The following is a 13,910-nucleotide window of genomic DNA, read 5'->3' on the forward strand; positions in this document are numbered from 1 at the left end:
TGAGAAAACTACTTTTTAATCCATACCCCATACAAGGGCTTGATAGAAAAAAATCATCTCACTGAAGGTTAAATAAGTAAAAAAAAGGAGCCATCACAGATAGCTCCTCTAACTTATTTTAATTAATACTCTATAATTCCTCTGATAAGAAAGGATAACGGTAATCTACATCAGGGTTAAAAGTTTCCTTAATTGTTCTTGGAGATACCCAACGCAACAAGTTGATCATAGATCCGGCTTTATCGTTGGTACCTGAACCTCTAGCACCGCCAAACGGCTGTTGACCAACTACAGCACCTGTACATTTATCATTGATATAGAAGTTACCAACTGCATTACGCAAGTAATGGGTAGCTTCTTCAATAGCATAACGGTCTTGTGAAATAATAGAACCTGTCAATGCATAAATTGAAGTTGTATCGACCAATTTCAATGTTTCAGCCCATTTCTTGTCATCATAAACATAAATTGTCAATACTGGACCGAATAATTCTTCTGACATGGTTTCGTAATCTGCTTTCTCAGCAACAATAACCGTAGGGTTAATGAAGTAACCTTTTGATTTATCGTACTCACCGCCGATCACTACCTCAGCATCTTTAGATTCTTTTGCTCTATCGATATATTTAGTGATCTTGTCAAAAGCTTTCTCATCGATTACAGCATTGATAAAGTTGCTGAAATCTTCCGTTCCACCAATTTTGAAAGATTTGATATCACGTTCCATTTTTTCCTTCAACTCTTTCCAAAGGGATTTAGGAACGTAAGCACGTGACGCCGCTGAACATTTCTGTCCTTGGAACTCAAATGCTCCACGAACTAATGCCGTATTCAATACATCTAGGTCAGCTGAAGGATGAGCCAAGATAAAGTCTTTACCACCAGTTTCACCTACAATGCGTGGATATGTTTTGTAAAGGTGGATGTTCTCACCAATAGTTTTCCAGATATCTTGGAATACACCAGTAGATCCAGTAAAGTGGATACCAGCAAAATCAGGGTGCTTGAAGATTACATCACCAGCATCAGGACCTGATACATATACCAAGTTGATTACACCAGCAGGAACTCCAGCCTCTCTGAAGATCTCCATCAATACATTTGCAGAATAGATCTGTGTATTAGCTGGTTTCCATACGACAACATTACCCATCATGGCAGCACTTGTAGGTAAATTCCCTGCAATGGCTGTAAAGTTGAATGGAGTCAATGCGAATACAAATCCTTCAAGAGGACGTTGCTCAATTCTGTTCCATACATTCTTAGGGTTGATCGGAGGTTGTTGTTGGTAGATTTCGCTCATGTACTTCACGTTGAAGCGCAAGAAATCTGCAATCTCACATGCTGAATCAATTTCCGCTTGGTAAGGATTCTTAGATTGTCCAAGCATGGTTGCAGCATTCAATTTATAACGATATTTGGTAGAGATCAACTCAGCAGCTTTCAAGAAGATCGCAGCTCTCTGTTCCCAAGGAAGGTTTTCCCAATCGTTCTTAGCCGCTAAAGCAGCATCAATTGCTTCTTTAACATTTTCTTTTGTTCCTTGATTGAAATAACCTAACACATGTTTATGGTCATGTGGCGGCGTAATTTTAACTTTCTTACTCGTGCGAACCTCTTCGCCTCCGATGTACATCGGGATATCTATTTCTGTTGCTCTTGCAGCAGCAATAGCTTCTTTTAATAAACTTCTTTCCTTAGTTCCAGGAGCGTATGAGTAAACGGGCTCATTTGCTGGCGTAGGAACTGTAAAAAAACCTTTCAACATAATTAAAAATTATTTTTTTGATTCATAAAAATATTCAAAAACGGATGGACGTTCCATCCAGGTATTCCAATAAAAATCAATAGAACGCTATTATTTCTCCTTCCAAGATTCTTATCAAAATAACCCATACGAAGATACTGAAATGATTAACGGAATGAACAACATATCTGAACCGATAATAAACATATTTTGTCCATTTTTATTTATTTCCTATCAAAGATACAAAATAAATGTTTACCTAAATTAACCGGTATAGGCTTAAAAAATGCGTAAACAGCATCATTTTAAGCATATTATGTGCATAAGCCAAATTTTTCCATGTATTGCCACTGCCTTTACATACATTACTGGATTGATGGTCTTTGCTGCTCGGTTAACAATTATCTAATTCTTTTGTTCAGCGCGTTAAAAAATTTAACATACCAATGATAATTCATGTTTATTATCGGTAAAAATATAGGGCTCATAATTCTTTTCCATTTTATGTCTTGAACCTGGGTTCAGTCGGGACTTATTCGAGGCATATTCAAGAATCCTTCGGAAAGAGCCTAAGATCGCTTCGAATAGATGAGTATCATGGGATTAAACATTTTGCGATTTTTCGGAATGAATCTCGAATGAGGTCGAAGTAATCTGAAAGTTTAAATTTTGAAGCAGTTTAAAATTAGCTTTTATATTTTTTTGAGATAGATCCCCATCGGGTAATGTCATTAAGTTAAGGCTTTTTGTACTGAGTTTCATCCGAAGGATCTCAACGTGCAAAACTACAATATCAAAAATACAGTGCATTGTATTGGCGCAGAGTTCCTAAATCTTCGATTTAAGATGACAAAATCTAGTAGACATTTACGTACAGATTCTTCACTAATCGTTCAGAATTGGAAATGAATTCAGTTGGGATTTTCAGAAAAATATTTCACCCCGCTAGGGGTTATACGTCAAGCGATATACCTTTCTACACAGATTTCACCCCTTCCAGGGGTTCCCAATTTATACAAACATCCATCCTTCAGAAGGAAGCACTTTAGCCCCCGGCTCATTTCCTTGGCGGAGAGATGGATAGAATGCCGTCGACTTGTGCGATGGGATTGGCCTTGGAATGCTTTCAGAAGATCATCCCATATAAAGGGATGCTCTTCTGAAAGATATTCCCGACAACAAGGCATTCTATCCATGTGCGTCGGATTGTGCGAAGAGCCACCTTAAATGGGCCGAAGCGTTTTGGTTACTTTTGGGCTTCAAAAGTAACAAAGAATCTATTTTTTGTTTTTTTTAGGGGATGTGGTCATCGAAATCGTAAGATGAGGAAACTATTTTTTATTAAATTTTCAAGTAATAAATAGCATTTATTCTGCCTGAAGGTAGATATTTTTCTTGTAAATATGTGGCGGGCGTATGCGATACGCCCCTACCAAAATCGTCACATTTCCTCGTCATTGATACGTAAGATGAGGAAACTATTTTTTATTAAATTTTGAAGTAATAAATAGCATTTATTCCGTCTGAAGGCAGATATTTTTCTTGTGAATATGTGGCGGGCGTATGCGATACGCCCCTACCAAAATCGTCACATTTCCTCGTCATTGATTCGTAAGATGAGGAAACTATTTCAAAAATAGAGTGGATGTTTCCGAGGCCTTTCATCGGACTCTCATAAAAGAAAAAGCGGATACCTTTATTAGATATCCGCTTTCTAAGAATAATCTATAATGGATTAACCTTTTTTAGCTTCAGCGTAACGTTTCGCTACGTCATCCCAATTTACTACGTTGAAGATTTCTTCTAAGTAGGCTGGGCGTTTATTTTGATATTTTAAGTAATAAGCATGTTCCCATACATCGATACCAAAGATTGGAGTACCTTTTACTTCAGCTACATCCATCAATGGGTTATCTTGATTAGGGGTAGAAGTTACCGCCAGTTTACCGTCTTGACCAACGATTAACCAAGACCATCCTGAACCAAATCTACCAGCACCTGCTTCTTGCAATTTCTTTTTCAATTCTGCGAATGAACCGAAAGCAGCATTAATATCATTTGCTAAATCTCCTGTAGGCTCACCACCTGCATTGGGGCCTAAAACCTTCCAGAAAAGATCATGGTTCCATACACCGCCTGCATTGTTTCTCACTGCTGCTGGATACTTGCTCACGTTCTTCAGGATTTCTTCCAAAGAAAGGTTCTCTGCATCTGTACCGGCAATAGCTTTATTCAAGTTGTCTACATATGCTTGGTGGTGACGATCATGGTGAATGATCATGGTTTCTTTATCGATAGATGGTTCTAATGCGTCTGCTGGGTAAGGTAACGCCTCTAATTCAAATGCCATAATGTTTATATTTTATTTATTAATTATCAATACACGAATATAACAATTTAAGCCCGTTTTTGTTTCATTAAGGCGCTAATTTGTGGATAACTCAACGTTTATTACGAAAAAAAGACATCATGAGTTCAGCGCATTCAGTTTCCAGAACGCCAGATTGGATGATGGTTTTAGGATGGATGATTTTTTCATGGATACTGGAATAACCTCTTTTCTCATCTCGGGCCCCATAGACGATCTTGCTGATCTGGGTCCAGTAACTCGCTCCGGCACACATCACGCAGGGCTCCACCGTCACATACAAGGTGCAATCCTTGAGATACTTGCCTCCCAGATAATTTGCCGCTGCCGTAAAGGCTTGCATTTCGGCGTGGGCCGTCACATCATTCAACCTTTCCGTCATGTTGTAACCCTTGCCTATGATCTTTCCATTCGAGACAATGATGGCACCAATCGGTATTTCATCTTCCTCAAAGGCTTTCTTGGCAAGCTTTAAGGCTTCTTGCATATACTGCTCATCCAGGTTGGGAATACCTGCTTGGGGATTTTCTTCAAAATTATACACCTTCATTACTTCAATTTAGCACCATTGGGAACCTTGCGTTCCACGCTGGTCAAAATAATATCGCCATTCTCATCCTCGAAACCTGTCACCAAGCATTCGGACATAAAATTGGCGATCTGCTTTTTGGGAAAGTTCAGCACTGCCACCACCTGCTTCCCAATCAGTTCTTCTTTGGAATAATGGGCCGTTATCTGGGCCGAGGATTTACGTGTACCGATCTCCTCACCAAAATCTACCAGTAATTGATAGGCCGGTCTTCTCGCCTTAGGGAAATCGGAGACTTCCAAAATAGTCCCTACCCGCAGGTCGACTTGTTCAAACTCTTCCCAACTGATCAACTTTTCCATAGCCAAATCCTTATAATCGGTTGGACTCTAGATCAGTTAATTCTTTGGATAGCGTAAATACGACATAATCCACGTTACGGTTCAACCTTTTTGCAAGGCGTTTCAAAAGTTCTTCCTCTTGACCTGGGCTGAACTGCAAGTCTTCCTCAGAAAGAGTGTTATATTTTCTTTTCAGTTTGAGTTTTAAAATAGGCCATTCATCGGCACTGATCTTGAAATTATACATATTAATATGCGCTTATTGAATAAAAACTACTAATTTAGTGTTTGGAATTAGTAAATATATAAATTTTTGATATGAAAAAAATCTTACTTGGATTAGCTGCCTTATTCTTTTGCGTTCAGGCAACGCAAGCACAATTATTACCGAGCTTAAAGTTGGGTATTAAGGGCGCAGTAAACTTTTCGAGCTTAAAATCGGATGGTTCATGGTTGAATTCAGATACAAAAGCTGGATTCCAAGCAGGTATTTGGGGACGTGTAGGTGTTGCGGGTTTCCACGTTCAGCCAGAATTGTACTATGCACAGAAAAAAGCAGGATATGAAACTGAAGATGGAACGAACAGTGAAGCAACCTTTAAGAGTGTTGATTTACCAGTCCTTTTAGGGACTAGAATTGGCTTAGGCCCAATTGGCGTACGTATCCAAGCAGGTCCTGTATTTTCATTCGCACATGATGGAGATATCAAATCGGTAGCCAATACAGATGCATACAAAAAATCATCTACCGGCATCATCGGCGGTGTTGGAGCTGACATCAGCAAATTCACGGTTGACTTGAGATATGAGCATGGATTAAGTAATATCAGTAAGGATAATGCACACAAGCAAAAGATCAGCATGTGGTCAATTGGAGTTGGCTACTCGTTCTTGTAAGAGCTTAAGGATAAAAAGTTTTTGGCCTGATTTGATAAAAATCAGGCCTTATTTTTTTGGTAAAATTAGAACCATTCTAAATTAGGCCTTTTTTATACATAAATCTCATTTATATGTCATCAAATAGATAGATTTGCGTACTTAAATTAAATTCATAGTAATAATGAGTAAATCAAAGCCAGTATTAACATCTTCACTAGGGAAGAAACTAATCATGAGCTTGACGGGATTGTTCTTATGTACTTTCTTGATAGTTCACTTGATTGGTAACTTACAGCTATTTAAAGATGATGCGGGGTATGCGTTTAACAATTACGCTTATTTCATGACCCATTTTACCCCGATTAAAGTAGTTTCTTACCTACTTTATCTTTCTATCATTGTTCACGCGGTTTATGCTCTTATCCTAACTATTAAGAACAAAGCAGCACGTCCTATTGGTTACAACCAGTATGATGGAAACGCAAACAGCGCTTGGAATTCTCGTAACATGGGAATCTTAGGTACTGTTTTATTAATTTTCATTGTTACACACATGCAAAACTTCTGGTTTCAGTACAAATTTGGCACTACGCCTTATGTAGAGTACCGTACTGAATTGTCCACGGGCAACCAAGAGGTTTTACAGCTAGACGATATTCCTTCAGATTACAACGGATATGTACAATATCAGGATGCTGGATTTGAAGTAGTAAAATCTAAGGACTTATACAGACAAGTGGCGGTAACTTTCCAAAACCCATTATTGGTTGGATTGTACGTAATCGCAATGGCAGCATTAGCTTTCCACTTGATCCATGGTTTCCAATCTGCATTCCAAACGATTGGTTTCAACCACAGACGTTACAAAGGCATTATCAGAACCATCGGAATTTGGGTATTTGGAATTATCATTCCGATCCTATTCGCGTCGATGCCATTGTATTTTTATTTTGTTAAATAGGTTATTTACAGATTAAGCAATAGCAAGATCTTATAAATAAATAAAGGATATGTTAGATTCAAGAGTACCTTCAGGCCCTTTGGCCGAAAAATGGTCAAAACATAAATTTGAGATGAAGCTGGTCAACCCAGCCAACAAGCGTAAGTTTACCATTATCGTTGTTGGTACAGGTTTGGCAGGAGCATCTGCTGCCGCTGCATTAGCAGAGTTAGGCTACAACGTTAAAACATTCTGTTATCAGGATTCACCTAGACGTGCACACTCAATTGCTGCACAAGGTGGTATTAACGCTGCAAAAAACTATCAAAATGACGGTGACTCAGTTTACCGTCTATTCTACGATACAGTAAAAGGTGGTGACTACCGTGCTCGTGAGGCAAACGTTTACCGTTTGGCGGAAGTATCGGTAAATATCATTGACCAATGTGTTGCTCAAGGTGTTCCTTTCGCACGTGAATATGGTGGTCTATTAGACAACCGTTCATTTGGTGGTGCACAGGTATCACGTACGTTCTACGCTCGTGGCCAAACTGGACAACAATTATTGTTAGGTGCTTATTCAGCGCTTAACCGCCAGATCGAAGCTGGTAAAGTAAAATCCTATACTCGTCATGAGATGCTAGATTTAGTGAAAATCGACGGCGAAGCTAGAGGTATCATTACTCGTGACCTGATTACAGGTGAGATCGAAGCTCACGAAGGTCATGCGGTATTATTATGTACTGGTGGATACGGAAACGTGTTTTTCCTTTCTACAAATGCAATGGGCTGTAACGTAACGGCAGCATGGAGAGCGCACAAACGTGGTGCTTTCTTTGCCAACCCTTGTTATACTCAGATCCACCCTACTTGTATCCCAGTAACAGGTGACCACCAATCCAAATTGACTTTGATGTCAGAGTCATTGCGTAATGATGGTCGTGTATGGGTTCCTAAGACAGTTGAATTGGCAGAGAAACTTCGCAAAGGAGAATTGAAGCCTAAAGATATCAAAGAAGACGATCGCGATTACTTCTTGGAAAGAAAATACCCTTCATTCGGTAACTTGGTACCTCGTGACGTGGCTTCACGTAACGCGAAGGAAATGGTTGACGAAGGACGTGGTGTTGGTAAAACCGGAGTAGCGGTATTCTTGGACTTCGCAGAAGCCATCCAACGTCTAGGAAAAGATGTAGTAGAAGCTAAGTATGGTAACTTATTCGACATGTATTACCAAATTACTGACGAAAATCCATACGAGCAACCAATGCGTATCTACCCTGCGGTTCACTATACCATGGGTGGTGTATGGGTTGACTACAACTTGATGACTACAGTACCAGGTTTATACTGTTTAGGAGAGGCTAACTTCTCTGACCACGGTGCTAACCGTCTTGGTGCTTCGGCATTGATGCAAGGTCTTTCTGATGGTTACTTCGTGATCCCTTACACTGTAGGTGATTACCTAGCGAAAATCGGAAACTTCAAACCAGTTGACAAAAACAATCCAGCATTCGAGCAAACTCGTAAAGAGGTTGAAGAAAGAATCAACAAATTATTAGCCCTTAAGGGTAGCAAAACAGTTGATGATATCCACAAAAAATTAGGCCACATCATGTGGGAATATTGTGGAATGGCCCGTACTGCAGAAGGATTGCAAAAAGCAAAAGGCTTGATCCAAGATCTACGTAAAGAATTCTGGTCTGATGCTAAGGTATTAGGAGAAAACGAAGAGTTGAACATGTCCCTAGAAAAAGCTGGTCGTGTTGCAGACTTTTTGGAATTAGGAGAATTAATGGTTGACGATGCTTTGAACAGAAATGAGTCTTGTGGTGGTCACTTTAGAGTGGAATCACAAACTGAAGAAGGAGAAGCAAAACGTAATGATGACGAATACGCATATGTTGCAGCTTGGCAATACAATGGTGATAACCAACCAGAGATCTTGCACAAGGAGGAATTGGTATTCGAAAACGTTAAGTTAACACAAAGAAGTTATAAATAAGCCAAAGGGCTTCCTGTGAAGCCTTTTGCTACTCAAAAATATTATCATGAGTGCACATATGAATTTAACGCTAAAAGTTTGGCGTCAAAAAAACTCAAATGACAAAGGACAATTCGTGACTATCCAAGCCAAAGACATCGCTGATGACATGTCTTTCCTAGAAATGCTGGATGTAGTAAACGAAGACCTAACTCGTCAAGGAGAAGATCCTATTTATTTCGACCATGACTGTCGTGAAGGTATCTGTGGAATGTGCTCCCTAGTTATCAACGGACGTCCACATGGACCAAAATACGGTATTACGACTTGTCAATTGCACATGCGTTCTTTCCACGATGGACAAACGATCGTAATCGAACCATGGAGAGCAGCTGCATTCCCTGTATTGAAAGATTTAGCTGTTGATAGAACATCATTTGACAGGATCCAACAAGCAGGTGGATATATCAACATCAACACTGGTGGTCCCCAAGATGCCAACAATATCTTAATCCCTAAGCGTATCGCTGATGAGGCTTTTGAATCGGCAACTTGTATCGGATGTGGAGCTTGTGTTGCAGCATGTAAAAATGCTTCCGCTATGCTATTCGTATCGGCCAAGATTTCACAATTCGCATTATTGCCGCAAGGACAAACTGAACGTTATGAACGTGCGCAGGCAATGGTTGACCAAATGGATGCTGAAGGCTTCGGTAACTGTACAAATACAGGTGCTTGTGAAGCGGAATGTCCAAAAGGCATTAAATTAACAAACATCGCAAGAATGAACCGTGAATATTTTACGGCGAAATTCTTCCGTCAAGAAGACGTTCACCAACACTAAGGTTGAATTTCTCTATAAAACTCCTCGCAAAATTATTTGCGAGGAGTTTTTTATTTATATTTACCCATTGTAACAATAGATAAATGGGTAACAAAATAAGAATCCTCTTACTAATCCTGACTGTATCCTTCCTCGCTACCGCCATCATGATCAACAAAATGGTAACCAAGGAAGATATGTTGGAATTGGACACCAGAACTCTTTCAAATAGCATCCATAAATACGAGGATATTGTAGACGAATTGTGGGCAGATTCTAACCTCATGAAGGCCTTTGTCAACGTTGAGGTCTACCCTACCCAAGTCCTAGATGTCACCAAGAAATATGGCGACAAATACAAGATTTTCTTTTATATCTATAAGGATCATAAACCCATCTTTTGGAGCAATAATATTTATGTCCCGCTAACTGACGGTGGAATTCAATCGGATGTGGTGTTTATACAGGAGGACAACCGATCCTTTATCCTCAAACGGAAAACCCTTACCGCCAATACCTCCGTACTAGCCTTAATACCTGTAAAGACCAATTTCTCGATCAACAATGAATATCTTGTCAACCATTTCTTCAATGAGCTGATTGCGACCAACAACCTGACCATTGCCGATTATACGGATACCGAGAATATTAAAAATATCTATAGCAAGACCGGAGCTTACTTATTCTCCGTCAAGCTGAACCAAGGGAAACATGACAATATATTTATGGATATCCAATTTATGTGTTGGGTATTCGCTTCGATCTGTTTCTTGATCCTGGTCAACAATATCTGTTTGATGATTGCGAAGAATGGGCGACCTTGGTTCTCGCTTGCTTTCTTTACATTCACCTTGATCCTGACCCGTTATGTGGATCTGAATACAAACTGGTTGGCATCCTCCTCCAGTATTGGGCTCTTTGACCCGAAATATTATGCCTACAGTCCGCTCCTTCCAAACCTCTGGGGTTTCTTTATGACCACCTTATTGGTCGGATGGCTGGTGTTCTATTTCAGGGCCATTCAACCCTACCTAAGGATTCCATTGAAAAAGCTTACAGGGAATATCGCAACGATTGCAACCTTGCTTTCCATTTTGGCAATCTACCTTATCAGTAATTTGCTGTTTTTCCACTTGTCTACCCTGATCACAAACAGTACAGCGGTAACTTTGGATCTGACCAACTTACTTTCCTTTAACTCCTATAGCTGGTTGAACATCTTGATCATGTGTATCAACATGGTCATCCTACTCTATTTCATCGATACGGTTGTCAATATCCTCAAGTCCATCCTGCCGAATACAACATCCTTTTTGAACATTCAGTTGATCGCCTTGGTTTCGGCGATTATCCTGAATGCCATTTTGGTAGGCGACAATACTTTCTTTAATATTTTCTTGGCTGGAATCATCATGCTTAGGGCTTATAGTAAATTGAAAGTAAACCTGGCTATGTCCACCTTTATCCTTACCCTGGTTTTCCTGGCATTTATGACGACTTCAGTCTATACCAGAAGCTTGGAGTCGAAGGTAGAACGGGAGATGAAGGTGACGGTAAATCAGTTGGAGGCTGAAGATGACCTCAATGCCACTGCCCTATTTGTTGATCTAGAAAAGAAAATAACAGCAGATGAGGGTTTGAGGCAATCCTTTGCAATCAGCCTTCCGAATACGCAAATTGATATTATCAATGATTATATCAAGAATACCTATTTCAGTGGATACCTTTCCAAGTTTGAGTTCAATGGCTATTATTACTACAACGACCTTGCTCTTGGCAACTACGAGAATAACAAAATTGATGAATACAGGGAGAAGGTAATCAACAAATCCACCAAAGTACAACAGACTGAGCATTTCTATCGGGTCCGCAGTGATTTGGGTACCCACGAGTATTTCTTGCAATTTGACATTCCGGTCGATACCACCGAAGATCGCGTTGTCCAAGTTTTCATCAACCTAAAGAACCGGGCTTATGGCACTAGCATGCCTTATCCAGAAATCCTCTCTGACAGCAAAGTTGAATTTATCCGAAACTACCAAAGTAATGCGACCTCCTTCGCCCTATACCGCGATGGTTCCTTAGTGACCCAAAATGGCTCGTTTACTTATCCGAACAAGGACGATGCTTTTGGTGGCAAGGTGCAACAATATATTACCCGGGACGATTATAACGGCTATTTCAATTTGGTCTATAAACCGGATCCAAACACTACCCTCGTTGTAAGCACACCGCAGCTGAGCTTGTGGCAGTCTGTCGCCGTATTCTCATTCCTATTCTTGTGCCTATATATCTACTTCTTGATATTCGATGGTATCAAATATTTCTTTAGTACCATTACGCAGAAATCATTCAATTTCAGGAGTATCAAATACCACTTCAAAATTCTCATAAACCGAATCCAATATAGTACACGGATCCAGACCATGATTATCGGGGTCGTGATTTTCGCGATTGTGATCTCTGGTTTTATTTCATTTATCAGTATCTCGGGGCAGTTGGAAAAATCCAAGGTCCAACAACGCTTAGGATACATTATGGATGTGGTGAAAAAGATCGAAAACAAGATCCAATCTTCAGATAACCTTTCAGAGTCCGAAATCCAAGAATTTGTAAAGAATTTCTCTGAAACATCGGTTACTGACATCAACTTGTACAATAAAAACGGAAAGCTGATCTTCACCTCGCAACCAAAGATCTATGATATGGGGCTGGTTTCGAGATTTATCAATCCGATTGCATTCAACAACCTGAACGTACTTAAGAAAACAGATTCCTTTATCAAGGAAAACGTTGTAACCTTTGAATATAATTCAAGTTATGCCACGATCAAAAACAACGAATACAATAATATCCTATTTTTAAATATTCCATACTTCACCTCTGTGGAGGAGGAAAATGAGAGCCAAAACCTATTATTGAATACCTTATTGAATATCTATACCATTATTATCCTTGGTTTAGGGTTCTTAACGGTCATGGTTGCCAACTCCATCACCAAACCTTTGAGTCTGATCGGGAAAAAACTTTCGCAGACGATATTCAGCAATAAACCGAATGAACCTTTGTATTGGGAGCGTGATGATGAAATCGGTGCTCTGGTCAAGGAATATAATTTCATGATCGTCAAATTAGAAGAAAACGCCAAACAGCTCATGAATGCCGAACGGGAATACGCATGGCGCGAGATGGCTAAACAGATTGCACATGAGATCAAAAATCCGTTGACACCAATGAAATTGGGCATACAGCAATTGACCCGTAGTTATACCGAGGATGACCCTAGGTTTGAAGAGCGATTCTTTAAGATCTCCAATTCCTTTATTGAACAGATCAACAGCCTAAGCAAGATTGCGACGGAGTTTTCAAACTTTGCCAGATTGCCGGACACCAACCTAGCAAAGATAAACTTGATCGAAAAGATCAATAAATCAGCCAACGTCTATCACAACAATCATAACACCTACATTAAGATCATCAATAATACCGATGACGAAAATGTATATGTTTTGGGTGACAGGGACCAATTGATGCGGACATTCAATAACCTGATCAAAAACTCCATCGAAGCTTCTATTGGAAGAAAGAAACATTTGATCAGTATTTTGATTGAACATTTTGACCATAAAAAAGTGAAGATCATCGTCAAAGACAATGGTATGGGTATACCGGCTGATGTAATACCAAAGATCTTCCAACCCAACTTCACCACAAAGAGTTCTGGAACTGGTCTTGGATTGGCCTTTGTCAAGAAAACAGTAGAGTCTATGCATGGGGATATCTCTTTCGTTACTTTTGAGGGCATAGGAACGACTTTCACCATTATCTTGCCGCTGTATGCGGAGGAAGCTAAATAAGCGCTTAAAACTCATTAAACTGGTGGTATTGTGTGTTCTGAGATTGGCTCCAAGAAGTTTACACATTTTGTGTCACGCTGAGGGCAGCACCGTAGGGTCTCAGATAATCCACAACCATTTGAAATGGTTTCCTCATCTTACGAATTAATGACGGAGAAATGCAACGATTTTGGTAGGGGCGTATCGCATACGCCCGCCACATATTTTCCATGAATAATATCAGCCCAAAGACTGAATAAACACCGTTAATTCCTGTAAAATTTAATAAGAAATAGTTTCCTCATCTTCCGATTTCGGAATGACCACATCCCCTAAAAAAACAAAAAAATAGATTCTTCACTGCGCTCTGAATCCCTCTCAGGAATATCCAATTCTGAACGAATAGTGAAGAATCTGTACGATTCTCCACCTCATGACCTTGTCCATTCTCAATCGAAGATTG

10 protein-coding genes are annotated in these 13,910 nt (G+C 39.7%); 5 read left to right on the forward strand and 5 right to left on the reverse strand.

Going from position 1 to position 13,910, the window contains the following annotated elements:
- Positions 1-130 precede the first annotated feature (130 nt).
- The 5 genes from pruA to CKW03_RS16370 form a co-directional block, all read right to left on the reverse strand.
- Positions 131-1,768: an L-glutamate gamma-semialdehyde dehydrogenase gene (gene pruA, locus CKW03_RS16350; RefSeq protein ID WP_093100339.1), complete on the reverse strand. Its 1,638-nt coding sequence runs from the start codon at positions 1,766-1,768 to the stop codon at positions 131-133.
- A gap of 1,714 nt (positions 1,769-3,482) precedes the next feature.
- Positions 3,483-4,097 (reverse strand): superoxide dismutase, encoded by a 615-nt coding sequence (locus CKW03_RS16355; protein WP_093100341.1) that lies wholly within the window; start codon positions 4,095-4,097, stop codon positions 3,483-3,485.
- 91 nt (positions 4,098-4,188) lie between these two features.
- Positions 4,189-4,665 (reverse strand): nucleoside deaminase, encoded by a 477-nt coding sequence (locus CKW03_RS16360; protein WP_093100342.1) that lies wholly within the window; start codon positions 4,663-4,665, stop codon positions 4,189-4,191.
- The gene (locus CKW03_RS16365) at positions 4,665-5,006 is read right to left on the reverse strand and encodes a tRNA-binding protein (protein ID WP_093100343.1); all 342 of its coding nucleotides are present in this window, start codon (positions 5,004-5,006) and stop codon (positions 4,665-4,667) included. Before CKW03_RS16365 ends, CKW03_RS16360 begins: the two co-directional genes overlap by 1 nt.
- 10 nt (positions 5,007-5,016) lie before the next feature.
- Entirely contained in the window at positions 5,017-5,232 is a 216-nt protein-coding gene (locus CKW03_RS16370; RefSeq protein ID WP_093100344.1) for a hypothetical protein, read from the reverse strand.
- Positions 5,233-5,303: 71 nt separating this feature from the next.
- On the opposite strand from CKW03_RS16370, the gene CKW03_RS16375 reads away from it, so the two are divergent.
- The 5 genes from CKW03_RS16375 (at position 5,304) to CKW03_RS16395 (ending at position 13,468) form a co-directional block, all read left to right on the forward strand.
- The gene (locus CKW03_RS16375) at positions 5,304-5,882 is read left to right on the forward strand and encodes a porin family protein (protein WP_093100345.1); all 579 of its coding nucleotides are present in this window, start codon (positions 5,304-5,306) and stop codon (positions 5,880-5,882) included.
- Between the two features lie 163 nt (positions 5,883-6,045).
- Positions 6,046-6,825 (forward strand): succinate dehydrogenase cytochrome b subunit, encoded by a 780-nt coding sequence (locus CKW03_RS16380; protein WP_093100346.1) that lies wholly within the window; start codon positions 6,046-6,048, stop codon positions 6,823-6,825.
- 49 nt (positions 6,826-6,874) lie between these two features.
- Positions 6,875-8,809 (forward strand): fumarate reductase/succinate dehydrogenase flavoprotein subunit, encoded by a 1,935-nt coding sequence (locus CKW03_RS16385; RefSeq protein WP_093100347.1) that lies wholly within the window; start codon positions 6,875-6,877, stop codon positions 8,807-8,809.
- A gap of 46 nt (positions 8,810-8,855) precedes the next feature.
- Positions 8,856-9,632 (forward strand): succinate dehydrogenase/fumarate reductase iron-sulfur subunit, encoded by a 777-nt coding sequence (locus tag CKW03_RS16390; RefSeq protein WP_175486344.1) that lies wholly within the window; start codon positions 8,856-8,858, stop codon positions 9,630-9,632.
- An 83-nt stretch (positions 9,633-9,715) separates the two neighbouring features.
- Positions 9,716-13,468 (forward strand): ATP-binding protein, encoded by a 3,753-nt coding sequence (locus tag CKW03_RS16395; RefSeq protein ID WP_093100348.1) that lies wholly within the window; start codon positions 9,716-9,718, stop codon positions 13,466-13,468.
- Positions 13,469-13,910: the final 442 nt, after the last annotated feature.

It is taken from the genome of Sphingobacterium mizutaii (genome assembly GCF_900187125.1).
GTDB lineage: Bacteria > Bacteroidota > Bacteroidia > Sphingobacteriales > Sphingobacteriaceae > Sphingobacterium > Sphingobacterium mizutaii.

Bases quoted from the DNA above. Each gene is read 5' to 3' on its own strand.
- CKW03_RS16365 (WP_093100343.1), bottom strand. From the start codon at position 5,006: ATGGAAAAGTTGATCAGTTGGGAAGAGTTTGAACAAGTCGACCTGCGG.
- pruA (WP_093100339.1), bottom strand. From the start codon at position 1,768: ATGTTGAAAGGTTTTTTTACAGTTCCTACGCCAGCAAATGAGCCCGTT.
- CKW03_RS16395 (WP_093100348.1), top strand. From the start codon at position 9,716: ATGGGTAACAAAATAAGAATCCTCTTACTAATCCTGACTGTATCCTTC.
- CKW03_RS16370 (WP_093100344.1), bottom strand. From the start codon at position 5,232: ATGTATAATTTCAAGATCAGTGCCGATGAATGGCCTATTTTAAAACTC.
- CKW03_RS16385 (WP_093100347.1), top strand. From the start codon at position 6,875: ATGTTAGATTCAAGAGTACCTTCAGGCCCTTTGGCCGAAAAATGGTCA.
- CKW03_RS16360 (WP_093100342.1), bottom strand. From the start codon at position 4,665: ATGAAGGTGTATAATTTTGAAGAAAATCCCCAAGCAGGTATTCCCAAC.
- CKW03_RS16375 (WP_093100345.1), top strand. From the start codon at position 5,304: ATGAAAAAAATCTTACTTGGATTAGCTGCCTTATTCTTTTGCGTTCAG.
- CKW03_RS16355 (WP_093100341.1), bottom strand. From the start codon at position 4,097: ATGGCATTTGAATTAGAGGCGTTACCTTACCCAGCAGACGCATTAGAA.
- CKW03_RS16390 (WP_175486344.1), top strand. From the start codon at position 8,856: ATGAGTGCACATATGAATTTAACGCTAAAAGTTTGGCGTCAAAAAAAC.
- CKW03_RS16380 (WP_093100346.1), top strand. From the start codon at position 6,046: ATGAGTAAATCAAAGCCAGTATTAACATCTTCACTAGGGAAGAAACTA.